Genomic DNA, 26,018 nt, shown 5'->3' with positions numbered 1-26,018 from the left:
TCACGGCAGCGCCGAGCGGCGGCTGTCCAAAACGCGCAGGATCAGGTTGCGCCTTCCCTTGCGCGGGCCAAGATCGATATCGCTGACGAGCTTGGCGCCGCCTTCCCGCCGTTCCAGGGTGATCTTGCGGCTGTGGAAGGCTTCAAGCTCGGCGCGATGGGCGACGCTGATGATGGTCACCGTCGGCATTTCTTCGATCAACATTTCCATCATCCTGTCCTGGCTCTTCTCGTCGAGCGCCGAGGTGGCTTCATCGAGCACGATGATATCGGGGTGGTGCAGCAGCAGCCGGGCAAAGGCGAGCCGCTGCTTTTCGCCGCCCGACAGGATCTGATCCCATGGCGCCTCTTCCTCGAGCCTTTCGTTGAGATAATCCAGTCCCACCTTGGTCAGCGCCGCGGTGATCTCCTCCAGCGTCCAGCTGTCAGCGGCGCGGGGATAGGCGACGGCGCGGCGAAGCGTGCCGGACGGGATATAGGGCCGCTGCGGCAACATGAACAAGCGGCGGTCGGCGTGGAAATCGACGCTGCCGTGGCCCCACGGCCAGAGACCGGCGATGGCGCGCACCAGCGTGCTCTTGCCCGAACCGGATTCTCCGGCGACCAGCACCCGCTCGCCCGGCGCGATCTCGACATGGGTTTCCTTGACCACGGCGGTGCCGTCGTCGAGCGAGACGGAGAGATCGTTCAGATTGAGGATCGCATTGCCTTGGGTTTGGCTGTGCTTGATGCGCCTCAGCGCATCGTTCTGTTCGGCGCGCTCGAGGCCGTCGAGCGACGTCATCAGCGAGGCGATGCGCCGCGCACAGGCGTTCCAGTCGGCAAGACGCGGATAGTTGTCGACCAGCCAGCCGAAGGCGTGCTGAACGATGGCGAAGGCGGAAGCCGCCTGCATGACCTCACCGAGGGTCATGCCGCCTGCGAGAAATTTTGGCGCGCACAGCAGCAGCGGCACAACGGGCGCAATCAGCATCGATCCGTGCGACACGAATGTCGTTCGCATGTGCTGGCGCGCAAGCAGCGCCCATTGCCTGAGCACATTGGAAAATGTCTTGTCGAGATCGCTGCGCTCCTCCTCCTCGCCGCCGAGCAAGGCAATGCTCTCGCCATTTTCTCGCACGCGGGTCAGCGTGTAGCGGAGCTCGGCCTCCACCTGGTTCTTGACCTCCGAGACCTGGACGAAGTGGCGGCCGATGATGGCGATCACGGTTGAGGTAATCACGGCATAGAGAACCGCAGTGACGACGAGAAAGCCGGGAATGGTGATGGTCGCCCCTGCGACCGGCAGCTCGAGCGCTCCGCCGATCGTCCACAGGACGACGATAAACGTCGAGGCTGCCAGAAATGCGGAAATGACGCCGGCGATGAAATCGACCGGCGCTTCGGTGGCAATGCGCAGATCCTCCGAGATGCGCGCTTCGGGATTCTTGTGATCGCCGCCGATCAGGTTCAGCTGATAATAGCGGCCGTTGGCGAGCCAGCGCGCGATCACCGCCGAGGTCAGCCAGGAGCGCCAGCGGCGCTGGATCATCATGCGCACATAGACTTGCGCGGTGACAAGGGCGACGCTTCCGAGCACCAGCGGCACGAAAACGGCGCTGAGGTAATAGACGGTGCCGGCGTCGTGCCGCTCGATGGCGTCGAAGATCCCGCGGTTCCAGCGATTGATCCCATATTGAAAACCGACATTCATGCAGATCATTACCAGCAGACCGATCGAGCACGGCCAGGCGAGCCTGTCGCCGCCGCGGCTCCAGAAATGGCGGGCGCTGATCCAGAAACGTTTCAGCAAATATCGCTTGCGCGCCTGCTCGGCCTCCTCGGGCGTGAGCTCCGGACTGGGTTCGATGGCTGGCGGCGGCGCGGCCTCGACAGTCGATGCCTTCTCGGGGCGCGACTTCTCGGCACCGTGCTCATCGGTGCCGTCGACCGATTTCGGGTTGAGTTTTGCGTCGGTCATAAGCCTGACAACGGCTTACAATTCGAAAGGTTTCATGAGGGCCGCCGCCGGACGCGGCATCGCAGCTCTAAAGAGGACGAGGCGCAGATTTTTGCATGTGCAAGTGCCAACGGGATTCACGGCCTGGGGAGGTCAGACGTCGTTGGTGTCGTGCGTGCAGCCCCCTCATCCGACCCTTCGGGCCACCTTCTCCCCGCTGGGGAGAAGAGTGAAAATGCCGCTTTGCCATCGACCCTATTGAAACGAAGTGCCTTTAAGCAGGCCGGTTCATTTGGGCAGTTCCGCGCGCCTTGCTCCCTCTTCTCCCCTCGGGGAGAAGGTGGCCCGAAGGGTCGGATGAGGGGGCTGCAGGCACGAGTTTTGTCGCCCTTCTCTTACCTCACGCGCTCTCCGTCGCGATCTGCGGCAGGGATTGCAGCAGGGTCTGGCGGGCGGAGTGCAGATGCGCGCGGCAGGCTTTCTCGATAGCCGCCTGGTCGCCGGATTCGAGGGCGGCGATATAATCCAGATGTTCGTGGATGGCGCGCTCGTTGCGCTCGCGGGCGGCGGTCTTGTTCCATTGATAGTGATAGTGGAAGACGATGGCGATCGCATCGTAGAAGTCGGCGATGAAGCGGTTCTTCGAGGCGCGGTGGATCAAGAGGTGGAAGCGCTCGTCAAGGACGGAGAAATCCTTGAAGCGCTGGTTGATGTCGGCGAGCATGGCGAGATGCTCCTCGCGCATGGCGGCGAGATCGGCCCAGGCCTGGTGGTCGCGGGGAAGCCGGCCGAATTCGGCAGCCGAATGCAGCTCGAACATTTCGCGCACATCGGCAAGTTCGAGCGCGAATTCGCGGGTGAAGCCCTTCAGCGTCCAATGGCTGTTCGGTCGCTTCTCGATAAGGCCGAAGCGGGAGAAGCGGATCAGGAATTCGCGCACGCTCGTGGTGCCGGTGCCGATCTCGCGGGCAAGCTCCAATTCGTTGATCTGCATGCCGGGCGCGGCATCGTCGGCAAGGATGCGCTGCATGAAGCTGCGCTCGATGATGTCGTGCAGGGAATCCGTTTCTTCCGAAGGAAAGAGGTCGCCGTCGGTCGGCTGGCGGAGCACGATCTTCTGGCGTTTGTTCCAGCGGATGATACCTTCCTCGCTCAGACGCGTCAGAATGGCACGCGCGGTGGAGCGGCTGACGCCGAGCTGGGCGGCGATCTCCGGCTCCGACGGGAGTGCGGTATCCGTGCGCAGGGCCGCGGCATACCTGTTGTAGGCTTCCTTGAAGACCGTGTTCTGCCTTGCCATCAGACCCCCGCTTTCCGCCCGCGTGTCGCAACCGCCATCCCGGCTCAAAAGCAGGACGGGATCGGACCGGGGCTCATCCAAACGACCTTTAGCTTATTTCCGGCCGCCTGCGGCGCATCGCCTCCCTCGTCCACAGGATCAATATTCCCGTTGACTTGAAAATGTTTATTGTAGATAAAAAACAAAATCAATGCGCATTTGCCGTGCGGCAGGCGCTCCCGAAAACAGCTCACACTATTGGCCATCGTGCTCTAGGGAGAAGAGATTGGACAAGCAGCCTTGGATCATCCTGTCGGCCGGCGACAATGTCGCGGTCGCAACGGCGGCCATCGCGCCGGGTTCGACGGTTGCCGGCGTTCAGGCCCGCCAGAAGATCGATCCCGGCCACAAGGTGGCGATTGCCGATATTCCGCTCGGATCTCCCGTGGTGAAATACGGGCAGGCGATCGGCCGCACCACGGCCGAGGTCAAGGCCGGCGACCATGTGCACAGCCACAATCTGCATTTCGAAAACGACCGGCTGGCGGCGACCGCCAATTCGGCACCGGAAGCAGCGACCGGCGAAGACAAGGCGCGCACCTTCATGGGCTATCGCCGCGCCGACGGGCGGGCAGCGACGCGCAACTATATCGGCATCATCGCCAGCGTGAACTGTTCCACCACGGTCTGCCGGGCGATCGCCGACGAGGCGAACCGGACGATCCTGCCGCATTATGACGGCATCGACGGTTTCGTGCCGATCGTGCACGACCAGGGCTGCGGCATGAGCTCGACCGGCGACGGCATGAACGTGCTGCACCGCACGCTGGCCGGCTACACCAGGCATGTGAATTTCGGCGGCGTGCTGATGATCGGCCTCGGCTGTGAGGTCAACCAGCTGACGCTATACGGCCAGAGCGGTGCCGGCGCCTCGAAACGGCATTTCAACATCCAGGACGCCGGCGGCTCGCGCCGGGCGGTCGAGCGCGCCATGGGCGTGCTGCGCGAAATCGCCGCCGATGTCGGCCGGGAAAAACGCGTGCCGATCCTGATCGGCGAGATCATCATCGGCCTGCAATGCGGCGGCTCGGACGGGTTTTCCGGCATCACCGCCAATCCGGCGCTCGGTGTGGCGGCCGATCTCCTGGCGGCGGCCGGCGGCACGGCGATCCTGTCGGAAACCTCGGAAATCTATGGTGCGGAACATCTGCTGCGCAGCCGCGCCGTCACCGACGACGTGGCGAAGAAGCTCGATGAGAAAATCGCCTGGTGGGAGGCGTATGTGGCGCTGCACGGCGCCTCGCTCGACAACAACCCCTCGCCCGGCAACAAGCGCGGCGGCCTGACCACCATCCTGGAAAAATCGCTCGGCGCCGTCGCCAAGGGCGGACGCTCGCCGCTGACGGCGGTCTATGGTTATGCCGAGCGGGTCACCGCCCCCGGCCTCGTCTTCATGGACACACCAGGCTACGACCCGGTCTCGGCGACCGGCCAGGTTGCCGGCGGGGCGAATATGATCGCCTTCACCACCGGCCGCGGCAGCTGCTTCGGCTGTCGGCCGGCGCCGTCGCTGAAGCTCTCCAGCAATTCGGCGCTCTATGCGGCGATGGAAGAAGACATGGACATAGATTGCGGCACGATCGCCACCGGCGATGCGACGATCAGCGGCAAGGGCCGCGAGATCTTCGACCTGATCATCGATACGGCCTCCGGCAAAAGGACGAAGAGCGAACTCTTCGGCTACGGCGACAATGAATTCGTGCCCTGGCATCTCGGCGCAACGCTCTGATCTGAAATAGAAAATCCCGAAAGCTTGGCGAGGAGGCGTGATGAAGACGAGACGGATCGGCAGGACCAAGCTCCAAGTGACCGAAATCAGCTACGGGGCAGCGCCCCTGGGCGGTCTCTACCGGGCCTGCCCGCGCGAGCAGGCGATGGAAACCCTGCAGGCAGCCTGGGACAGCGGCATCCGCTATTTCGATGTCGCCCCCTGGTACGGTCTCGGCCTCGCCGAAAGGCGCGTCGGCGATTTCCTGCGCGACCAGCCCGATCGGTCCTACGTGCTCTCGACCAAGGTCGGCCGGCTGCTCAGGCCGGTGCCGACGGGGACTGTTCCCGACTATAGCTACGTCAATCCGCTGTCCTTCGATGCCGATTACGACTATTCCTATGACGGCATCATGCGCTCGGTCGAGTTCAGCTATGCGCGTCTCGGCCTCAACCGCATCGATATTCTCTACGTGCACGATATCGGCGTCTATACGCATGGCGCGGCGAAGAATGCCGTCTATCAGAAGCAGCTTCTCGATTCCGGTGTGAAGGCGCTCGAAGAGCTGAAATCCTCGGGCGCGATTTCCGCCTTCGGCCTCGGCGTCAACGAAGTTCCCGTCTGCCTCGAGGTCATGCGCCATGCCGATCTCGACTGCATCCTGCTTGCCGGCCGCTATACGCTGCTCGACCGCTCGGCGGTCGCCGAATTGCTGCCGCTCTGCCGGCAGAAGGGCACCTCGCTCGTCGTCGGCGGCGTCTTCAACTCCGGCATCCTCGCTACCGGGCCGGTGCCGGGTTCACATTTCGACTATATGCCGGCAAGCGACGAGGTGCTCGCCAAGGTCGGCGCCATGGAGGCGATCGCCAAACGTCATGGCGTGCCGCTCGCGGCTGCCGCGATGCAGTTTCCGCTGCGCGATCCGATCGTCGCCTCGGTGCTGATCGGCACGGCGAAGGCTTCGAGCCTGACGCGCAACATGGAGACCGTGGAGCCGCCGCTACCCGATAGCATCTACGCCGAATTCGATCCCTATACGCTCATCGCGCCGCCGCTTGGCGCCGAAGCGGTCCGGGTCTGAGGGAGAAGACATGCTGAAAGGAATTCATCCGGTGCTCGGTCCCGATCTGCTCCATGCGCTGAAGACCATGGGGCACGGCGACGACATCGTCATATCGGACGCCAATTTTCCCTCGGGCTCGATGGGTCCGCCGGTCATCCGCGCCGACGGCGTCAGCGCCACCGACATGGCCGAGGCCATCCTGACCCATATGCCGCTCGACACGTTCGTGCCGGAAACGGCATGGCGGATGGAGGTGGTCGGCGATCCCCAGGCCGTGCCCGAGGTCTGCGCCGAATTCCAGCAGATCGTCTCACGGCGCGCCGGCGATTTTTCCATCGTCCCGGTGGAGCGCTTCGCCTTCTATGCGATGGCGCGCAAAGCCGCCTATATCGTCGCGACGACGGAATTCCGGCTGTATGGCAACCTGATTTTGAAAAAGGGCGTCGTACATCCACACGAGGTTGAGTTCGGCCGATAGCTATATTAGGTTATCGTGGTATTGAAATAAAATCAGTAGCTTGGAAGGAGATTTCCAAAGCAAAAAAGCGCAGTTGACGCCCTTGCAATTTGATTGCGCCTCGGCTAGCTTCTGCCTGCAAATGTTTTTTATCGATAAAAACCCTCCGCCAGCGTTCAGCGGTCCGGTTTATTGGAGGAGAACGCATCCTGAGAGGAGAACCCTTATGAGCATTGTGAAATCCCTTCTGTCCCGCCGCGCCTTCACCGCGCTGGCTGGCGCCGCCGTCATCGCCACGGCGATGCCGGTCACGACCTTTGCCGCCGACGTGACGATCCCGATCATCGTCAAGGACACGACGTCCTTCTACTGGCAAATCGTTCTGGCCGGCGCCCGCAAGGCCGGCAAGGATCTCGGCGTCAACGTGCCGGAACTCGGCGCCCAGGCAGAATCCGACATCAACGGTCAGATCAGTATTCTTGAGAACGCCGTTGCCGGCAAGCCGGCCGCCATCGTCATCTCGCCGACGGAATTCAAGGCGCTCGGCAAGCCGATCGACGAAGCCGCCAAGTCGGTTCCGATCATCGGCATCGACTCGGGCGCCGACTCCAAGGCGTTCAAGTCGTTCCTGACCACCGACAACGTCCAGGGCGGCCGCATCGCCGCCGACGGTCTTGCCGCCGCCATTAAGGAGATGACGGGCAAGGAAGAAGGCGAGATCGTCATACTCACCAATCTTCCCGGCGTCGGCTCGCTGGAGCAGCGCCGCGAAGGCTTCCTGGATCAGATCAAGACCAAGCATCCCGGCCTGAAAGTCATCGCCGACAAGTATGGTGACGGCCAGGCGACGACCGGCCTCAACATGATGACCGACCTGATCACGGCTAATCCGAACCTCGTCGGCGTCTTCGCCTCGAACCTCATCCTGGCGCAGGGCGTTGGCCAGGCGATCGCCGAAAACAAGCTCGGCGACAAGATCAAGGTCATCGGCTTCGACAGCGACGACAAGACGGTTGGCTTCCTCAAGGACGGCGCAATCGCCGGCCTCGTCGTTCAGGACCCCTATCGCATGGGCTATGACGGCATCAAGACCGCGCTTGCCGTCTCCAAGGGCGAGAAGGTTCCTGAGAATGTCGACACCGGCGCCAACCTCGTGACCAAGGCGAACATGAGCGATCCTAAGATCGACGCGCTCCTGAACCCGAAGATCAAGTAATCGACAGAACAGGCCGCGCCGGCTCAAAAACCGGCGCGGCCTTTTCCATCCATGCTATGGTTCAGCAAGGATGGAGCAGACGTGACAAGAGGAGGAGAGGTCCATGATCGGACTGGAAGAGGTCAGTCATCGCCATGATGACAGCGCCACGCTGAAAGAAGCCAATCGTATCCCCACCGGATCGCCAATCCTCGAACTGAAAGGCCTGCAGAAGAATTACGGTCACGTGCAGGCGCTGAAACCGGCGACGCTGACCTTTCTGGCCGGAGAGATCCACGCCATTGTCGGCGAAAACGGCGCCGGCAAATCCACCCTCATCAAATTACTTACCGGCGTCATCACCCGCACGGCCGGTGAGGTGCTGTGGTGCGGCCATCCGGTCGGGCTGTCGACGCCGAATGAGGCGATCGCCCGCGGCATCAACGCCGTCCATCAGGAAGTCGTGCTCTGCCCGCACCTGACGGTCGCCGCCAATCTCTTCCTCGGCGACGAAGTCAACCGCTATGGCCTGATGCGCAAGAAGCAGATGGAGAAGATGGCGCAGGCCGTCCTCGACGATCTCGGTTTCGGCCTGCCGGCCGGCGCGCCTTTAAGCTCGCTGACGATCGGCCAGCAGCAACTGGTGGCGACGGCGCGCGCGGCGATGCGCGGCACGCAGTTTCTGATCTTCGACGAACCCACGGCCTATCTGACCCGCCAGGAATCGGCGCAGCTATTCAAGCTGATCCGCCGGCTGCAGGGTGAAGGCGTCACTATCGTCTATATCAGTCACCGCATGGAGGAAGTCTTCGAACTGGCCGACCGCGTCTCGGTGCTGCGCGACGGCACCCATGTCGGCACGCGGCTGATCGGCGAGACCAACGATGCCGAACTGATCGCCTTGATGATCAACCGCTCGATCGAGCAGATCTATCACAAGGAAGAGATTGCGATCGGCGAGACGATCGTCGAGGTCAAGGGTCTTTCCGGTCCCGGCTTCGAGGACGTGTCGCTCAGCGTCAAAGCCGGACAGATTGTCGGACTCTACGGGCTGATCGGCGCCGGACGCAGCGAATTCGCGCTCGGCCTCTACGGGCGCCAGCCGATCAGGTCAGGTGAAATCGAATGGATGGGCAAACGGGTCGATATCCGCAGTGAACGCACGGCGATGGAACTCGGCATTGCGCTGGCGCCGGAAAGCCGACGCGACCAGGGGCTTTGCCTCAACCTGCCGATCGGCCTCAACATCAACCTGCCGGTCTTCGGGCGCCTCAGCCAAGGGCCGGTGATCAGTCATGCGCGCGAATCGGCCAATGCCGACAGACAGATCCGCGATCTCAGCATCAAGACGCCAAGCCGGCGGGTTCCGGCCTCCAGCATGTCGGGCGGCAATCAGCAGAAGATCGTCATCGGCAAGTGGCTGAGCCATGGTGCCCGGCTGTTCATCTTCGACGAACCGACCGTCGGCGTCGACGTCGGCACCAAGGCTGAGATCTATCGGCTGTTCGCCAAGCTCCTGAAGGAGGGGGCCGGCATCATCCTGATCTCCTCCTACCTGCCGGAGGTCTACGAACTAGCCGACCGGCTGCATGTCTTCCGCGGCGGCAGGCTCGTCGCGAGCCATGATTTCCATGCGGCGACGCATGAACAAGTGCTCAGCGAAGCGATCGGCGTCTGAGCCAGAAGAAGAAGAGGGAGAAAATTCATGACTGCCACCCCCACCGAAATCGTCGCGCCGCCGCCGCGCCGGAAAATGAACATCCTGTTCGGCCTCACCCTGATCGGCCTGCTGATCTTCCTCTGGATCGTGCTCGGCTTCGTCACCGCCAGCTTCTGGACGCCGCTCAATATCTCCAACCTGCTGCGTCAGGGGGCAATGACGGCGATCCTGGCGCTCGGCCAGACCTTCGTCATCATTACCGCCGGCATCGACCTGTCGGTCGGCGCGATCGTCGGCTTCTGCACCGTCATCATCGCCTGGCTATTGCAGGCAGGCGTGCCGCTCTGGGGAGCAATCGTGCTGACGCTCGCCATCGGTGTGGCAATCGGCGCCTTTCACGGTTTCGGCATCGTCCATATGGGCCTGCCACCCTTCATCATCACGTTGGCAACGCTGACCTCGCTCCGCGGCATCGGCCTGCTGATCACCAACGGTTCGACGATCAGCATCACCGACGAAAGCTTCAGCAACTTCGCCCGCGCCGATTTCCTCGGCATACCCAGCCTGTTCTGGATGGTCATCCTGGTGGCGGTGCCCTCCTTCGTCTTCCTGCATCTGAGCCGCTGGGGCCGCTATCTCTTCGCCGTTGGCTCCAATGCCGAAGCCGCCCGTCTTTCCGGCGTCAACGTCAAGGGCATGATCTATCTTGCCTATATTCTGTCGGCCGGTTTTGCCGCCTTCGTCGGCGTGCTGCTCGCCTCGCGCATCGCCATCGGCAATGCGACGCAGGCCGACGGCTGGGAACTGCAGGCGATCGCCTCCTCCGTCATCGGCGGCACCAGCCTCTTCGGCGCGGTAGGCTCGGTGCACGGCCCGCTGATCGGCGCCTTCATCCTCGCCACCATCAACAACGGCGCCAATCTTCTGAACGTCAACTCGTTCTGGCAGCGGATCATCACCGGTCTCCTGATCATCGTGATCGTGTTCTTCGATCAGCTGCGTCGCCGCAAGAGCAGTTGAGAGGCCTAGGGAAGCCGGTCGAACAGGCCGGCTGCCGCCACCGGCCGGGGTCGAGCCACAGGTCTCGACCCGTCCTTCGGACCCCCGCACGCGGGGAGAAGGGCAAACGGCGCCAACCTCCGTGCCCATTGACGTCGTGCAGGGCAAGTCCCCTCGCCCCGTTTACGGGGAGAGGGTTAGGGTGAGGGGCAGCTACCCACACGAACAGAACAGCGGCGGTATGACACAGAGAACGAAGAATGCGAGACCCGTCATGAAAGCAGTAGTTTGCCGCGAGCCCGGCGTGCTCGAGACCGTCGAGCGGCCATCTCCCGCCGCACCGGCGCCCGGCTGGGTGCGCCTTGCCGTCAGCCATGTCGGCATCTGCGGCACGGATTATCATATCTTCGAGGGCAAACACCCTTTCCTCGAATACCCGCGGGTGATGGGGCACGAGATCTCGGCGACGGTCATCGAAGCCGGCGACGGCGCGAGTTTGGCGGCCGGCACGCCGGTCATCGTCAACCCCTATCTCTCCTGCGGCCAATGTGTCGCCTGCCGCCAGGCCAAGCCGAACTGCTGCACCAATATCAAGGTGCTCGGCGTCCATACGGATGGCGCCTTCTGCGAGGAGATCTCGGTTCCCGCAGGCAATCTCTATCCTGCCAAGGGCCTTAGCCTCGAGGCGGCGGCGACGACGGAATTTCTGGCAATCGGCGCCCATGCGGTGCGCCGCTCGCTGGCCGGCGCCGGTGCGCGCGCGCTCGTCATCGGCGCCGGGCCGATCGGCCTTGGGGCGGCGATCTTCTCGCGCATCGCCGGCCATGAAGTGACCCTGCTCGATACCAGCACCGAGCGGCTGCAAATGGCGGCCGAGCGCTTCGGCTTCAAATCAGGCATTGTCGCCAACGAAGGAACCGCGGGTATTGTGCGGGAAAAAACCGATGGCGACGGTTTCGATGTGGTCTTCGACGCCACAGGCTACGGGCCCTCGATGGAGAAAGCCTTCTCCTTCGTCGCCCATGGCGGCGCATTGGTGCTGGTCAGCGTCGTCAAGGACGATATCCGCTTTTCCGACCCGGAATTCCACAAACGCGAAATGATGCTGATCGGCAGCCGCAACGCCACCCGCGCCGATTTCGAGCATGTGGCGGATTCGATCGCGCAGGGACTGGTGCCGGTCGATAAATTGATCACCCATCGCACAACGCTTGCCGATGCGCCGCGCGATCTCGCCCGCTGGGCGCATGAGAAGAGCGGGCTGATCAAGGCGGTGATCAGGGTTGAGGGTTAGGCTACCACGGGTGGACGGACGTCGAGTGCTCGGCGTGGATACTCGGGTCGAGCCCGAGTATGACGGAGGGCGGTGAAACCGATGCGGCAAGAGGCGGGACGTTCGGAGGATTTCCAGCAAAATGCGGGGCGTTTTGCGTGGAAATCGCATAAATAAAGACGGCAACTCCCTCAAAATCACCACGCCCTTGCGCTGCTTGCCGCACGCGTTCCCCCACACTCCGTCGTCCTCAGGCTTGACCCGAGGACCCATGCGGCAAGCACTGCATTGGCGTTTCAAAGCGCAAAACGCTTTCCGTCTGGAACCAAAACCGCTAACCCGCAGCCGCGATCGCCCTGCACATCTCCCTAACAACCACGACATCCGTCCTATTGCTGCTCTTCGCCTCGAAACCGAAAGCAACCGCACGTGGATCGGCGTTTTCCACCGGCGAGCTGCAGGAGCCATGCACCTCGCGGGCGCCGGTCGCCTGCAATATGGCGCCGACATTGGCCGGGCGGATGCCGCTGCCGGGCATGATGGATATGCGGCCGGCCGCCTTGGCGGAGAGGCGTGTCAGCGTTTCGAGGCCGTCCGCGGCCTTCAGCGCACGGCCGGAGGTGAGGATACGCTCGCAGCCAAGCTCGATCGCCTGCTCCAGCGCCTGATCGGCATCCGGCACCAGGTCGAATGCGCGATGCAGCGTCGATCCCAAGCCTGATGCATGCGCCTTCAGGCGGTGGATCAACGGCATGTCGAGCGTACCGTCCGGCCGGTTGGCGCCGATGACGACGCCGGCGAGGCCGGCGCCGCGCACGGCGTCGATATCGAGCAGCATCGCCTCCTCGTCGGCGCCGCCGAAAATGAAGGGACCGGCATGCGGGCGGATCATCGCGTAAACGGGAATAGGCGCGCGGGCGGCGATCCGCATCAGGCTCGGCAACGGCGTCAGGCCGCCGAGTTCCAGCGCCGAGCAGAGCTCTATACGGCCGGCGCCGCCTTCGACCGCGGCGGCAAGGCCCTCGGCGCTGTCGACACAGACCTCCAGCAGGATCGTCATGCGGCGCTCTCCCTGACTCCGTCGATTTTCGCGACGGCCTCCGACGTTATTCTCGCCGCCGCCGCGATGATGACGGCGCAGGCATCGGCGGCGGCTTTGCGGTGGTTGAAGGCGACGTGATAGGACATCGGCACATGCTCGTCGAGATCGACGATGCGTACCTTGTTGGCAATCGGCATGGCGCTGACGCGGCCGAGGAAAGAAACGTAGCCGTGATTGGCGACGAGATCGACGATCACGGGCAGCGAATCCGCCGCAGTGATATCGCGGCTGCGGAAACGCCGGTTGGCTGCGCGCTCGTCGCTGAAAGCCATGGCCGCGTGGCCGAGGCCGGTGCGCGGGCTCGGCATGCAGATCGCATGGGCGGCCACGAGATCGGTGACCGAGGTTTGCGTACTGTGCGGCGGCGCGATCACCACCATGTCGGTCTGCAGGAGTTCGCGATGCCGGAAGCTTTCCAGGCCAAAGACCGAATCCAGGATTGCCACATCGATGCGGCCGCTCTTCAGCGCCTCGCGCAGATCGTCGGCGGTCATCGAGACCAGCGAAATCGCATTGTTGCTGCGGCGCGCGTTCCATTCGGAGACCAGCAGACCGAGGCAGCGCGCCACCCAGCTTTCCGATCCGGTCGGGATGATCGAGCCGATGCGCAGCGACCGGGCGCTGCGCCGGTAGCGCTCGTCGGCTGCCGATTTCAAATCATTCCAGGCTTGGCTGATCGCCATGAAAATCTGGTAGGCGCGCCTGCCCTCCTCCGTCAGGACAGAGCCCTGCGCCTGCCGCTCGAACAGCCGGTAGCCGAGGAATTTCTCAAGATTGGCAAGCTGGAGCGAAAGCTGCGGCTGACCGAGATGCAGGCGGCGGGCCGCGCGGTTGATGCTGCCCTGGTCGGCGACCTCGAGGAACCGCTCGATCGCGACGATCTTGACGGGAATGCGGGCGGCCCAGGCCTCATCGATCCCGCCGGCGCCGACTTGGCCGGCGAATCGGCAGAGTTCGCCGATCGCGACCGTGATTGGCTCCAGGCCTTCGAGCACGCCGCCGCCGGCGATCAGCGTCACCAGCTCGCCGGAGGCGCGTTCCGTCAGCTTCATCGCCAGCTCGGTTTCGGCATTGCGGATGGCCGCAGACACGGTGGAGGGCGACAACTGGAAACGGCGGGCGGTCTCGCGGACCGACGCCGAGGTCAGGACATGGCGGATTATGAACAGGGCGCCGAGATGCAAAGGCTGGCTCCGGAAAGCGCTTTAAAAACCGGACGATATGATGTGTTCGCGAAAAAAGATATCCCTGCCTCGACAGAGCCGGGCTATCGTGGCGGTCATAAAAATCCGGGCGGCGGTTATCCGCAGAAGAGCACCGGAACCATCGCGGAAACACGCAAGGGAACAAAAACAAATCGCGCCGACCCTGGAAAAGGGAATGCCTTTCCGCGCGCCGAGCCGCGTTCGCCGCCATAATCTCGGGCGTGAGCTTAAATACTGGAGGGGCTTGCATCGATTTTTCGAACGTGCACGCTATTTCCATGACGCACGCAATTCCGGCATGATGGCGGCCTTGTCGCCTTCGCCGGCAGATTTCCTGCGCATACGCCTCCGCCGGGGGCTTGCGCCACGTCAACGGTGTTAAAACAGGGGATATTCATGCTGAAGAAACTCGCACTTGCCGTCTCACTCTCCGCCTTCGCGGCGGGTGCGGTTCAGGCCGCAGACGTCGTGGTCTCGTCGAAAATCGACACGGAAGGCACGCTGCTCGGCAATGTCATCGCACTGGCGCTGGAAGCAAACGGCATCAAGACGCAGGACCGTATCGCGCTCGGCGCCACACCCGTGGTGCGCAAGGCGATCACCGCAGGCGAAATTGATATCTATCCCGAATATACCGGCAATGCCGGCTTCTTCTTCAACAAGGCCGACGATGCTGCCTGGAAGAACAACGACCAGGGATATGAGCTGGCGAAGAAGCTTGATTACGACGCCAACAAGATCGTCTGGTTGACGCCGTCGCCCGCCAACAACACCTGGGCGCTTGCCGTGCGCAACGACGTCGCCAGCCCGAACAAGCTGAAGACCATGTCCGATTTCGGCAAGTGGGTTGCCGGTGGAGGCGCCGCCAAGCTTGCGGCGTCTGCCGAATTCGTCAACTCGGCCGGCGCGCTTCCCGCCTTCCAGACGACCTACGGCTTCCAGCTGAAGCCCGATCAAATGGTCGTTCTCTCCGGCGGCGACACCGCGGCGACGATCAAGGCGGCGGCCGACCAGACGAACGGTGTCAACACCGCCATGGTCTACGGCACCGACGGCGCGATCGAAGCCGCGGAACTCACCGTTCTCGAGGACGACAAGGGCGTGCAGCAGGTCTATGCGCCTACCCCGATCATCCGCGAAGCGGTGCTGAAGGCCAATCCGAAGATCGAGGAAATCCTGTCGCCGATCTTCAAGAGCCTCGGCGCCGACGAGTTGCGCAAGCTCAACGCCAAGATCCAGGTCGACGGCGAACCGGCAAAGTCCGTCGCCGAGGCCTATCTCAAGGAAAAAGGCTTCCTGAAGTAATCACGCCCGCTCCGCCCGGCTGCGGGCGGAGCGTCCTTTCCCCATAAGGTTGGATCGATGGACGAAACCTCAGCGGTCCGCAGGCTGGACCGGCTCGGCGTGGTTCTGGTGGCCGGCGGCATTGTGGCCACAGCACTGATGCCCTTCATCTACGTCAAGGCGAACCGCATCGCCGCCGGCAAGCCGATGCTGCTGGCCCAGCTCTTTCCCCAGCCTTCCGTCTTCATCCTGACCGCCCTCCTCATTCTCACGGCCTTCGCCACGCTGTTTATCCGCAACGCCTTGGCGCGGCTTGTCATAGCGACACTCTGCCTTGCCACGCTGGTCGTTGCGATCGGTCTCGTCTCGAGCGCGGCGACGCCGCCCGGCAGCACCGTGGCGCGCATGACGCCGGGCGGCGGCTTCTGGGTGCTGTTCGCGGTGATCGGGCTCGTCATCTCCGATGCTCTGGTCAAGATAAGACTGGCGCCGTGGATGCGGGTCGCGGCACTTGCGGCCTATACGGCGCTGCTCTTCATCTCGCTCGCCTCCGGCCTGCTCGACAGCCTGTCGATCATGAAGGAATATTCGACGCGGGCGCCGCAATTCGAGACGGAAGCAATCTCGCATCTGCTGCTGGCGCTCGGCTCGCTTGCCATCGCCATCATTCTCGGCCTGCCGCTCGGGATCCTCTGCTTCTGGGTGCCACGGCTGCGCGCCATCGTGCTGCAGGGCTTGAGCCTCATCCAGACGATCCCAAGCCTTGCGCTTTTCGGCCTGCTGATGCTGCCGCTCGGCTATCTCGCCACGCATGTGCCGCTGGCCGCTGCTGCCGGCATTCGCGGCATCGGCACGGCGCCGGCGCTGATCGCGCTAGTGCTCTATTCGCTGCTGCCGATCGTCGCCAACACCGTCGTCGGCCTGCAGGGCGTCGATCCCTCGGTGCGGGACGCCGCAGCCGGCATGGGGCTGACGCGCCGGCAGATCCTTGTTGGTATCGACATGCCGCTTGCCTTTCCGGTGATCCTCACCGGCATCCGCATCGTGCTGGTGCAGGCGATCGGCATGGTGACGATCGCCGCTTTGATCGGCGGCGGCGGCTTCGGCATCTTCATCTTCCAGGGGCTCGGCCAGACCGCCATGGATCTCGTCCTGCTCGGCGCCGTGCCGACCGTCTTCTTCGCTTTCTCATCGGCCGTCATCCTCGATGCGGTCATCGACAGCATCCGGGGGCCTGCCGCATGAGCATGATCGAGGTCCGCAACGTCACCAAGCGCTATGGCGCCGCTACCGTCGTCGACAATGTCTCGATAGAGGTCGAGAAGGGTTCGATCACCGTCGTCGTCGGCACCTCCGGCTCCGGCAAATCGACGCTGATGCGGATGATCAACCGGCTGGTGCCTATCACCGAAGGCGAGATCTTCGTCGGCGGCCAGAATGTCATGGACGTCGAGGTGACCGAACTTCGCCGCCGGATCGGCTATGCCATCCAGGGGCACGGCCTGTTTCCGCACCGCACCGTGGCGCAGAATATCGCCACCGTGCCGCAGCTGCTCGAATGGGATTCGACGCGAATCGCAGCGCGCGTCGAGGAACTGCTTGGGCTGTTCAACCTCGATCCGGCGACTTTCGCCGACAAATATCCGCACCAGCTGTCCGGCGGCCAGCAGCAGCGCGTCGGGGTCGCCCGGGCGCTGGCGGCCGAACCGGAGCTGCTGTTGATGGACGAACCCTTCGGCGCCCTCGATCCGGTCATCCGCGGCAAGGCGCAGGACGACCTCCTGGCGATCCAGAAGCAGTTCGGCACCACCATCATCCTCGTCACCCACGACATGGACGAGGCCTTCCATCTCGGCAATCAGATCGCGGTGATGAGCCAGGGCCGCTTGCTGCAATGCTCGACGCCCGAAAAGATCCTCACCGATCCGGCCGATCCCTTCGTCCAGCAACTGACCGGCACCTCCGACCGGGCACTAAAGCTGATGTCGCTGCTGCCGCTGAAGGAGAGCATGGAGCCGGCCAAGAGCGGGCTTGCCTATGCCCTGCCGCAGTCGTTGAGCCTCCGCGACGCGCTCGCCGAAATGATCTGGCAGGGGGTCGATGAAGCGGCGGTGCAGGATGGCGACAAGGCCGCTGTCGGATCGATCTCGATGAGCCGGCTGCTCCAACTGGGCCGCAAGGCATGAAACTCGTCGTCGCCAATCTCTTCCGCCTGGCGGCGCTCGCCCTCCTGCTGATCTTGCTGTTCAGGACGGATTGGCTTTCCTTCCTGCTGACGCCGCTGACCAGCAACAATGCGCCCGCCGTCTATACGCAGAACAGCCTTGTCTCGCTTGCGCTCGGGCATCTGCAGCTGGTCATCGGATCGATCGCCTGCAGCGCCGTGCTCGCCGTTCTCGGCGGCATCTTCGTCACCCGCGACAGCGGGGCCGACTTTCTGCCGCTGTCGCGCGCCATCGCCAATGCCGGGCAGACCTTTCCGCCGGTCGCTGTGCTGGCGCTGGCCGTTCCCGCCACCGGCTTCGGCGCCATGCCAACGCTGATCGCGCTGTTTCTTTATGGCCTCTTGCCGATCTTCGAAAACACCGTCGCCGGTCTCAAGCAGGTGTCGCCGCAGGTGCTCGATGCCGCCGACGGTATGGGCATGAGCGCCACGCAGCGGCTGTTGCGCGTCGAGTTGCCGCTTGCCCTGCCGCTGATTCTCGAGGGGCTGAAGGTCGCGACCGTGATCAATATCGGCACAGCGACGATCGGCTCGACGGTGGCGGCAAAGGGTCTCGGCGAGGTGATCATCGCCGGGCTGATCTCGGACAATACCGCCTTCATCCTGCAGGGCGGGCTGATCGTCGGCCTGATGGCGGTGCTGATTTATGACGCCATGGGTCTCGTCGAAGCGGCGATCACGCGAAGAATCGGCTTGCGCGCGGCGTAAGGGGACCGCTACCACAGGCGTGACCGAAAGAATGGGAGGCAGAATTGGCGAAGATGATCCACTCCATGATCCGCGTTCTCGACGAGGCGCGTTCGGTCGATTTCTATCGCAAGGCTTTTGGCCTTTCGGTCGCCGATCGCGTCGATTTCGAAACCTTCACGCTGATTTATCTGAGCAATGCCGAGACCGGCTTCGAACTGGAGCTGACGGTCAACAAGGGTCGGACCGACCCCTACGCTCTTGGCAATGCCTATGGCCATCTCGCCGTCTCGGTTGACGAGGTTGCGGTGGAACGCGAACGCATGCTGAAACTCGGGCTGAAACCGGGCGAGCTGGTCGAGCTCAATCGCGACGGCAGGCTCTTCGGCCTGTTCTTTTTCGTCAGCGATCCCGACGGCTACAAGATCGAAGTGCTGCAGCGCCACGGGCGGTTTCTCTAGCCAGGAAATAACATGATTGCGGCTACGTTCGGCCAATGATCTTGTCGCGGGTTGGTGATTGAGGCGGCCGCAGCCTCCTCCCTCTCCTCCTCTCGGGGAGAAGAGGGATGCCGCGACCTTCCGGTTCCTCGCCACCCTGTAAGATATGTCCAGCACACACCAAAAGGCCCCGCGTCGCACGGGGCCCTTCCAGTTCGGCCTATCGGACGGGATTACATCCAGTAAGGCGGCACGCCATAGTAGTCATAGACCCGGCGGCCATTATCGTTGTACCAGGTGTCGTCATCGTCCGAATAGCTCGGGGCGCCTTCGATCTGCTCCTTGGTCAGGTCGATGCGATAGCCGTCCAGCTGGGTGTCGTAGTTCAGCTTTTCCCAAGGGAGCGGATAGTGATCGTCACCGATACCCAGGAAGCCGCCGAAGCTCAGCACCGCATAGGCAACGCGGCCATCGAGCTTGCCAATGATCAGGCGTTCGATCGAGCCGATATGCCTGCCGTCCGGGCCATAGACGCGGGTGCCTTCGACGCGGTCGCTGGCGATCAGTGATGGCGTATCCTTCACATTCGGGTCGCGGCGGGTGGCGTCGGTTTCCTCGTTCAACATTGTGCACCTCCTTTGGTGTTTCCTCATGGTGAGTATGCAGAATCAACGTCACGACCGACTCAAAGTTCCCGATCGAGCCATCCGCAAATGTTGACGTTTACGTCAAAGTTAGTGTAGCGTCATTCAGCTTGAACCGTTCAGGCGATGGCATAAGCTGCCGGACAGGAAGATGGAGGATGCTTCCGGTCAATTGCGGGCCAGCCGACAGCGGCTCGGCACCGGCGCGGCGGCCGCAAGGGAGAGAGAGACACTATGACCAGCATTTCCGTCCATCCGAACGGAGCAAAAGCCGACAAGCCCTGGCTTGCCACCTATCCCGATATGGTTCCGGCCGAACTCCCGCCGCTGGAACATGCCTCGCTTGCCGAACTCTTGGAAAAATCCTGCGCCCGTTACGCCGATCGCACGGTTTTTTCCAGCATGGGCAAGGCGATGAGCTACCGCGAGCTAGACGACCAGACGCGCAAGGTCGCCGCCTGGCTGCAGAGCATCGGCCTCGACAAGGGCGACCGCGTCGCCGTGATGATGCCGAACGTCTTGCAGAACCCGGTCGCGACCTACGCCATCCTCAGAGCCGGCTTCGTCGTCGTCAACGTCAACCCGCTCTATACGCCGCGTGAACTCGAACACCAGCTGCGCGATTCCGGGGCCAAGGCGATCTTCGTCCTGGAGAATTTCGCCCGCACGGTCGAGCAGGTCCTGAACAAGACCGATCTGCGCCACGTCGTCGTCACCTCGCTTGGGGAGATGCTTGGCCCAAAAGGGCTGATCGTCAATTTCGTCGTGCGCAAGGTGAAGAAGCTCGTTCCCTCCTGGTCGATCCCGCAGCACAAGAGCTTCAGCCAGGTGCTGCGCGAAGGCGCGAAAAAGAGCCTTCAGCCGGTGGCGCTTACCGGCGGCGACGTCGCCTTCCTGCAATATACCGGCGGCACGACAGGCATTGCCAAGGGCGCGGTGCTGACCCATCAGAACCTGCTCGCCAACAAGCTGCAGCTATCGCTCTGGCTGCGATCGGCCTTCGAGCGCAAGAAACAGCCCGAAGTGCTGAATTTCCTCTGCGCGCTGCCGCTATATCACATCTTCGCGCTGACGGTGAATTCGCTGATGGGCATGTCGCTCGGCGCCCACAACATCCTGATCGCCAATCCGCGCGACATTCCCGGCCTCGTCAAGGAGTTCGAAAAGTCTGATATCCATATCTTCCCGGGCCTCAACACGCTGTTCAACGCACTGCTGAACAATGCCGATTTCGCCAAGCTCGACTTCTCCTCGCTGATCATGTCGCTCGGCGGCGGCATGGCCGTCCAGCGCCCGGTCGCCGAACGCTGGCTGAAGATGACCGGCACGGCAATTACCGAGGGTTACGGCCTTTCCGAGACCTCGCCTGTCGCCACCGCCAACCGCTTCGATTCGATCGAGTTTACCGGCTCGATCGGCCTGCCGCTGCCCTCCACCGATCTCGACATCCGCGACGAGGAGGGCCTTCCGCTGCCGCTCGGCGAAATCGGCGAGATCTGCATCCGCGGGCCGCAGGTGATGGCCGGCTATTGGCAGAAGCCGGAGGAAACGGCGCGGGTGATGACGGCCGACGGCTATTTCCGCTCCGGCGACATGGGGTTCATGGACGAACGCGGCTATACCAAGATCGTCGATCGCAAGAAGGACATGATCCTCGTTTCCGGCTTCAACGTCTATCCGAACGAGATCGAGGAGGTTGCCGTCATGCATGCCGGCATCCTCGAAGCCGCCGCGATCGGCGTGCCGGACGGGCATTCGGGCGAAGCGGTCAAACTCTTCGTCGTCAGGAAGGATCCGAACCTGACGGAGGCGGAGGTGAAGGCCCATTGCACCGCCAATCTCACCAATTACAAGCGCCCGCGCTTCATCGAATTCCGCACCGAGCTGCCGAAGTCGCCGGTCGGCAAGATCCTGCGCAAGGATCTGCGCGACTGAATTTGACAAGCTCATGAAATTTAACGCCATCCGCTTGCCGCGGGTGGCTTTTTTGTTTCGGGAGCGATGGCTGAACTTGATTTGCGGGCGATAAAGCGAATAGTTTCCGCAACCTTTCCGCCTCCAAAGGAGCCTCCCCATGAACGCCATCGTCGAACAGCTGAAAAGCACGGCCGCCACCACCAAGGCGACCGATCTCCGGGCCGCCTTCGCCGCCGATGCGCAGCGCTTTTCGCGCTTCTCCGTCGCGCTCGACGATCTCTTGATGGATTTTTCAAAGACGGCGGTGAATGACGAGATCCTGAAGCTGCTGGTCAAGCTCGCCGAAGAAGGCGGTGTCGAGAAGAAGCGCGATGAGATGTTCTCCGGCAAGGCGATCAACTTCACCGAGGAGCGCGCCGTCCTGCACACGGCCTTGCGCAACCGTTCGAACACGCCGGTCCTGGTCGACGGCAAGGACGTCATGCCCGATGTCAACGCGGTGCTCGCCGCCATGGGCAAGTTCGCCGACGAGATCCGCTCCGGCGCACTGAAGGGCGCGACCGGCAAGGCGATCACCGACGTCGTCAATATCGGCATCGGCGGTTCGGATCTCGGCCCCGTCATGGCGACGCTGGCGCTTGCCCCCTTCCATGACGGCCCGCGCGCCCACTTCGTATCCAATATCGACGGCGCCCATATTGCCGATATCCTGAAGCTGGTTCAGCCGGAAACGACGCTGTTCATCGTCGCCTCGAAGACCTTCACCACCGTCGAGACGATGACCAATGCGCAGACGGCGCGCAATTTCATCGCCAAGTCGCTCGGCGAAGCCGCCGTCCAGCATCACTTCGCCGCCGTCTCGACGGCGCTCGACAAGGTTGCCGCCTTCGGCATCGACAGCGCCCGCGTCTTCGGCTTCTGGGACTGGGTCGGCGGCCGCTACTCGATCTGGTCGGCAATCGGCCTGCCGCTGATGATCGCGATCGGCCCTGAAAATTTCGGCAAGTTCCTCGACGGCGCCCATGCCGTCGACAATCATTTCCGTCAGGCGCCGATTGCCGAAAATCTGCCGATGCTGCTCGGCCTGATCGGCTTCTACCACCGCAATGTGTTGGGTTATCCCACCCGCGCCATTCTGCCCTACGACCAGCGCCTGTCGCGCTTCCCGGCCTATCTGCAGCAGCTCGACATGGAATCGAACGGCAAGGGCGTCACCGTCGACGGCACGCCGGTCGAGGGCAATTCCGGCCCGGTCGTCTGGGGCGAACCGGGCACCAACGGCCAGCACGCCTTCTATCAGCTCATCCATCAAGGCACGAGCATCATCCCGGCCGAGTTCATGATCGCCGCCAATGCCTTCGAGCCGGAGCTCCGCCACCAACACCAGCTGCTGATCTCCAACGTTCTCGCCCAGTCGGAAGCGTTGATGAAGGGCCGCACCTTCGCGGAAGCCAAGAAGCAGCTGACCGACAAGGGCATGGACGACAAGAAGGCCGATTTCATCGCTCCGCACCGCGTCTTCCAGGGCAACCGGCCGTCGATCACCTTCGTCTACGACAAGCTGACCCCTTACGCGCTCGGCCGGCTGATCGCGCTTTACGAACATCGCGTCTTCGTCGAGGGCGTGCTCTTCCGCATCAACTCCTTCGACCAGTGGGGCGTCGAGCTCGGCAAGGAACTGGCGACGGGCCTGCTGCCTGTTGTCGAGGGCAAGGAGAGCGCGGCAGGCCATGATTCCTCGACGCAAGGGCTGGTCGCAGCGCTGGCGAAACTCGCAAAATAGCGATCGAGGGGCGGCGCGCCGCCGCCCCTTAGCTCTCGAGGCAGGGCAACTGTCCCTGCCCGATCTTCCGGCGGCCTGCCTGTGTCGATAGAGGGCGCTCCGGCAGGCTGCGACCGGCGCGCCATTGACCGGCCGACGCCGCGATCGGCGCAAAACATCATCATTGCCGAAACGAACTTCAACTTGCCGGGTGCGTCCCTGCCGCGCCACGGGCTCGTCGTGCCGAACCGGATGAAACGTTCTTCTAATGGAAAATTGTAGAAAGAATTCTTCCATTCCGGCGGAATCGCCCTAGATTCAAGCAAATTCTGTGCAATGGGTATTTCCGACGACATGGCCTATCAAGCCCGGAACGACGCTCCGTTCCATTGTTCCCGCCGGCCTATACGGCGGCCCCTCGTCCGGATGGCTCGTTCGATGTCTGGGCCTGCCCTGCATCGCCCCCGTCACATTCAGGCGGTTCTCCAGGACGCTCGTCACATCGCGTTTTCATGTTCTATCTCAACTGAAGGAAGCTTATGAGCCGTCTTATCGTCGTTTCCAATCGTGTTCCCGTGCCGAGCAAGGATGGCGGTGCTGCTGCCGGCGGCCTGGCCGTCGCGCTGCAGGCAGCCCTGCTGGAGCGTGGCGGCATCTGGATGGGGTGGTCGGGAGAGTCGAGCGGCGACAGGGAACCGGGCGCGCTGTCGCTGCAGCAGAAGGGCAACATCACCTTTGCCCTGACCGACCTCACCGACACCGACGTCGAGGAATATTATCGCGGCTTTGCAAACCGCGTTCTCTGGCCGATCTGCCACTACCGCCTGGATCTTGCCGAATACGGCCGTAAGGAAATGGCCGGTTATTTCCGCGTCAACCGCTTCTTCGCGCACCGGCTGGCGCCGTTAATCGAGCCGGACGACATTATCTGGGTTCATGATTACCACCTCATTCCGCTGGCCGCCGAATTGCGCCAGATGGGATTGAAGAACCGGATCGGCTTTTTCCTGCACATTCCCTGGCCGCCGGCCGACATACTCGTCACCATGCCGGTCCACGAAGAGATCATGCGTGGGCTCTCGCATTACGATCTCGTCGGCTTCCAGACGGACTATGATCTCCAGAATTTCGCCGGTTATCTGAGAAGAGAGGGCATTGGCGACGACCTCGGCAACGGGTTGTTCGATTCGCATGGACGGATCTTCAAGGCCGGCGCCTATCCGATCGGCATCGAGACCGCGGCCTTCGCCGAATTCGCCGAGAAGGCGGCAAACAACGTGATGGTCCAGAAGACCCGACGCAGCATCGAAGGACGGGAGATGATCATCGGGGTCGATCGGCTCGATTATTCGAAGGGAATCATTCAGCGGCTGGAAGCCTTCGAGCGCTTCATCAGCAACAATCCGGCCTACCAGAACAAGGTGACCTTTCTGCAGGTCACGCCGAAATCCCGATCGGAAGTTCCCGAATACGAGCATATGCAGAAGATGGTCGCCGAACAGGCCGGCCGCGTCAACGGCGCCGTCGGAACGGTCGACTGGGTACCGATCCGCTATGTCAACCGATCGATCAGCCGCAACGTGCTCGCCGGGCTTTTCCGGCTGGCGACGATCGGGCTGGTCACCCCGTTGCGCGACGGCATGAATCTCGTCGCCAAGGAATATGTCGCCGCCCAGGATCCGGATCGCCCCGGTGTCTTGGTGCTGTCACGCTTTGCCGGCGCCGCACGGGAGCTGAAGGGGGCGCTGTTGGTCAATCCCTACGATGTCGAAGGCACCGCCAATGCGATTGCCCGCGGGCTCGCAATGTCACTTGAGGAGCGCCGCGACCGCTGGAGCAGGATGATGGAGCATCTGCTCTCGCACGACGTCTCGCTGTGGTGCAAAGATTTCCTGCGGGACCTGGTGGCTGTTCCGAGCTCCGACCGGAGCGGGGCGCAGGGATAGTCTTCTGATCGACCCCCGCCACCGCTTGAAAGTCACCTCACAAATTGCCCCTCACCCTAACCCTCTCCCCGCTTGCGAGGTGAGGGGACGTGCCGCACGAGATGTAGGCGAGGAACAGACAGGTCGCGGCTATCCTCCTTCGCCCCGTTTGCGGGGGTCCGAAGGACGGGTGGAGACCCGTGGCTCGACTCCGGTCGATGGCGGCAGCCGGATGAGGGGGCGACGCCGGCTCAAGCCTTAAAGCCCGATCTCATGCGCCCAGGGCGGGTTGGCGCCGGCGCGGGAGACCGTGACGGCGGCGGCTTTGGCGCCGAGCGTCAGGGCGTTGCGCACCGCCTGTTCGTCGAGCGAAGCGACCTGTGCCTTGGTCAGCAGGCCATCCCTCTTCAGCGACGCGAGCACGCCGGCGTCGAAGGTATCGCCGGCGCCGACCGTGTCGACGACGGCAACGCGCTCGCTCGGCACCGTCACCTTTCGGTCCCTGGTATAGCCGGAAGCGCCTTCGGCGCCCTTCGTGATGACGACGAGCTTGGCGCCTTGGGCGAGCCAGTGGGCGGCGAGTGTATCGTGGTCACCCGAAAGACCGAACCAGTCGAGGTCCTCGTCGGAGAATTTGACGATGTCGGATTTGGCCGCCATGCGCTTGATGCGGGCCATATGCGCCGGCTTGTCCTTGATGAAGCCGGGGCGGATGTTTGGATCGAGCGAGATGACGCGCTTTTCGGCTTCGCGGTCGAGCAGCGCCTCGTAGGTTTCACCGCAGGGGCTCGGGATCAGGCTGATCGCACCGAAATGCAGCGCTTCGCAATCATCGCCGAGGACGGGCAGGTCGGCCTCGGTGATCATCCGGCCGGCCGTACCCTCGTCGTAGAAGGCATAGGTCGCCTGGCCGTTGACGAGCTTGACGAAGGCGATGGTCGAGGGGCGCGGGGTGATGGCGCAGGGGCTGTAATCGACATTGGCGGCCTTCAGCGTCGCAAGGAGGATTTCGCCCATCATGTCGTCGGCAATGCCGGTGAAGAAGGCGGTCGGGATGCCGAGGCGGCCGAGCGCGATCGCGGTGTTGAAAATCGCGCCGCCGGCATAGGGGGCAAAGCCCTTTTCGCCAAGGGTTGTGTCCCTCGGCAGCATGTCGATCAAGGCTTCGCCGCAGCACAAAATCATCGGATTCCTCC

General features: G+C 63.0%; 22 protein-coding genes. 16 read left to right on the top strand and 6 right to left on the bottom strand.

The window, feature by feature from the left end:
- Both C4N04_RS22730 and C4N04_RS22720 read right to left on the bottom strand, forming a co-directional pair.
- A complete protein-coding gene (locus C4N04_RS22730; protein ID WP_106797088.1) occupies window positions 1–1,959 on the bottom strand; it encodes an ABC transporter ATP-binding protein/permease in 1,959 nt (652 codons plus the stop codon).
- A gap of 379 nt (window positions 1,960–2,338) precedes the next feature.
- The gene (locus tag C4N04_RS22720) at window positions 2,339–3,238 is read right to left on the bottom strand and encodes a GntR family transcriptional regulator (RefSeq protein ID WP_086155881.1); all 900 of its coding nucleotides are present in this window, start codon (window positions 3,236–3,238) and stop codon (window positions 2,339–2,341) included.
- A 265-nt stretch (window positions 3,239–3,503) separates the two neighbouring features.
- Between C4N04_RS22720 and C4N04_RS22710 the strand changes: the two genes are divergently transcribed.
- From C4N04_RS22710 to C4N04_RS22680, 7 genes are all read left to right on the top strand, one after another.
- Window positions 3,504–5,006, top strand: coding sequence for an altronate dehydratase family protein (locus C4N04_RS22710; RefSeq protein ID WP_106797087.1), 1,503 nt, complete (start codon window positions 3,504–3,506; stop codon window positions 5,004–5,006).
- 40 nt (window positions 5,007–5,046) lie between these two features.
- Window positions 5,047–6,066 (top strand): aldo/keto reductase, encoded by a 1,020-nt coding sequence (locus tag C4N04_RS22705; protein ID WP_106797086.1) that lies wholly within the window; start codon window positions 5,047–5,049, stop codon window positions 6,064–6,066.
- 10 nt (window positions 6,067–6,076) lie between these two features.
- Window positions 6,077–6,526: an RbsD/FucU domain-containing protein gene (locus tag C4N04_RS22700; RefSeq protein WP_106797085.1), complete on the top strand. Its 450-nt coding sequence runs from the start codon at window positions 6,077–6,079 to the stop codon at window positions 6,524–6,526.
- Window positions 6,527–6,731: 205 nt separating this feature from the next.
- Window positions 6,732–7,721: an ABC transporter substrate-binding protein gene (locus C4N04_RS22695; protein ID WP_106797084.1), complete on the top strand. Its 990-nt coding sequence runs from the start codon at window positions 6,732–6,734 to the stop codon at window positions 7,719–7,721.
- Window positions 7,722–7,824: 103 nt separating this feature from the next.
- Entirely contained in the window at window positions 7,825–9,378 is a 1,554-nt protein-coding gene (locus C4N04_RS22690) for a sugar ABC transporter ATP-binding protein (RefSeq protein WP_106797083.1), read from the top strand.
- Window positions 9,379–9,405: 27 nt separating this feature from the next.
- Window positions 9,406–10,380, top strand: a complete 975-nt coding sequence (locus tag C4N04_RS22685; protein WP_106797082.1) for an ABC transporter permease — start codon at window positions 9,406–9,408, stop codon at window positions 10,378–10,380.
- A gap of 253 nt (window positions 10,381–10,633) precedes the next feature.
- Window positions 10,634–11,653 carry a zinc-binding alcohol dehydrogenase family protein gene (locus tag C4N04_RS22680; RefSeq protein WP_106797081.1) on the top strand — a complete coding sequence of 340 codons (1,020 nt, stop codon included), beginning with the start codon at window positions 10,634–10,636 and terminating at the stop codon, window positions 11,651–11,653.
- A gap of 313 nt (window positions 11,654–11,966) precedes the next feature.
- Here C4N04_RS22680 and C4N04_RS22675 read toward each other — a convergent pair whose 3' ends face one another.
- Both C4N04_RS22675 and C4N04_RS22670 read right to left on the bottom strand, forming a co-directional pair.
- On the bottom strand, window positions 11,967–12,692 hold the full coding sequence (locus tag C4N04_RS22675) for a copper homeostasis protein CutC (protein ID WP_106797080.1): 726 nt from the start codon (window positions 12,690–12,692) through the stop codon (window positions 11,967–11,969).
- A complete protein-coding gene (locus tag C4N04_RS22670) occupies window positions 12,689–13,918 on the bottom strand; it encodes a LysR family transcriptional regulator (RefSeq protein ID WP_106797079.1) in 1,230 nt (409 codons plus the stop codon). The genes C4N04_RS22675 and C4N04_RS22670 overlap by 4 nt, the downstream gene beginning before the upstream one ends.
- Here C4N04_RS22670 and C4N04_RS22665 point away from each other — a divergent pair.
- From C4N04_RS22665 to C4N04_RS22640, 6 genes are all read left to right on the top strand, one after another.
- Entirely contained in the window at window positions 13,886–14,152 is a 267-nt protein-coding gene (locus C4N04_RS22665) for an acetyltransferase (RefSeq protein WP_245425653.1), read from the top strand. The genes C4N04_RS22670 and C4N04_RS22665 overlap by 33 nt on opposite strands.
- Window positions 14,153–14,335: 183 nt before the next feature.
- Entirely contained in the window at window positions 14,336–15,244 is a 909-nt protein-coding gene (locus tag C4N04_RS22660) for an ABC transporter substrate-binding protein (protein WP_106797077.1), read from the top strand.
- A gap of 57 nt (window positions 15,245–15,301) precedes the next feature.
- The gene (locus tag C4N04_RS22655; protein ID WP_106797076.1) at window positions 15,302–16,468 is read left to right on the top strand and encodes an ABC transporter permease; all 1,167 of its coding nucleotides are present in this window, start codon (window positions 15,302–15,304) and stop codon (window positions 16,466–16,468) included.
- Window positions 16,465–17,409 carry an ABC transporter ATP-binding protein gene (locus tag C4N04_RS22650; RefSeq protein WP_106797075.1) on the top strand — a complete coding sequence of 315 codons (945 nt, stop codon included), beginning with the start codon at window positions 16,465–16,467 and terminating at the stop codon, window positions 17,407–17,409. The genes C4N04_RS22655 and C4N04_RS22650 overlap by 4 nt, the downstream gene beginning before the upstream one ends.
- Window positions 17,406–18,155: an ABC transporter permease gene (locus C4N04_RS22645; protein ID WP_106797074.1), complete on the top strand. Its 750-nt coding sequence runs from the start codon at window positions 17,406–17,408 to the stop codon at window positions 18,153–18,155. Before C4N04_RS22650 ends, C4N04_RS22645 begins: the two co-directional genes overlap by 4 nt.
- A 44-nt stretch (window positions 18,156–18,199) precedes the next feature.
- Window positions 18,200–18,595 (top strand): VOC family protein, encoded by a 396-nt coding sequence (locus C4N04_RS22640; RefSeq protein ID WP_106797073.1) that lies wholly within the window; start codon window positions 18,200–18,202, stop codon window positions 18,593–18,595.
- A 212-nt stretch (window positions 18,596–18,807) separates the two neighbouring features.
- Here the strand turns inward: C4N04_RS22640 and C4N04_RS22635 are convergent, their stop codons facing one another.
- Complete coding sequence (locus C4N04_RS22635; protein ID WP_096762952.1) at window positions 18,808–19,200, bottom strand: PRC-barrel domain-containing protein; 393 nt, start codon at window positions 19,198–19,200, stop codon at window positions 18,808–18,810.
- Window positions 19,201–19,452: 252 nt separating this feature from the next.
- Between C4N04_RS22635 and C4N04_RS22630 the strand changes: the two genes are divergently transcribed.
- The 3 genes from C4N04_RS22630 (at window position 19,453) to otsA (ending at window position 24,843) form a co-directional block, all read left to right on the top strand.
- The gene (locus tag C4N04_RS22630) at window positions 19,453–21,153 is read left to right on the top strand and encodes a long-chain fatty acid--CoA ligase (RefSeq protein ID WP_106797072.1); all 1,701 of its coding nucleotides are present in this window, start codon (window positions 19,453–19,455) and stop codon (window positions 21,151–21,153) included.
- A 139-nt stretch (window positions 21,154–21,292) separates the two neighbouring features.
- Window positions 21,293–22,918 carry a glucose-6-phosphate isomerase gene (gene pgi / locus C4N04_RS22625; protein WP_106797071.1) on the top strand — a complete coding sequence of 542 codons (1,626 nt, stop codon included), beginning with the start codon at window positions 21,293–21,295 and terminating at the stop codon, window positions 22,916–22,918.
- Between the two features lie 518 nt (window positions 22,919–23,436).
- Complete coding sequence (otsA, locus tag C4N04_RS22620) at window positions 23,437–24,843, top strand: alpha,alpha-trehalose-phosphate synthase (UDP-forming) (protein WP_106797070.1); 1,407 nt, start codon at window positions 23,437–23,439, stop codon at window positions 24,841–24,843.
- 237 nt (window positions 24,844–25,080) lie between these two features.
- On the opposite strand, the gene C4N04_RS22615 is transcribed toward otsA, so the two are convergent.
- Window positions 25,081–26,007 carry a carbohydrate kinase gene (locus C4N04_RS22615; RefSeq protein ID WP_106797069.1) on the bottom strand — a complete coding sequence of 309 codons (927 nt, stop codon included), beginning with the start codon at window positions 26,005–26,007 and terminating at the stop codon, window positions 25,081–25,083.
- Between the last annotated feature and the right edge of the window lie 11 nt (window positions 26,008–26,018).

The sequence above is a fragment of the Rhizobium sp. H4 genome, assembly GCF_003013335.1.
Lineage (GTDB): Bacteria > Pseudomonadota > Alphaproteobacteria > Rhizobiales > Rhizobiaceae > Rhizobium > Rhizobium sophoriradicis.
The sequence above is the reverse complement of the archived record's forward strand: the minus strand, read 5'-3'. Positions and strand labels throughout refer to the sequence as shown.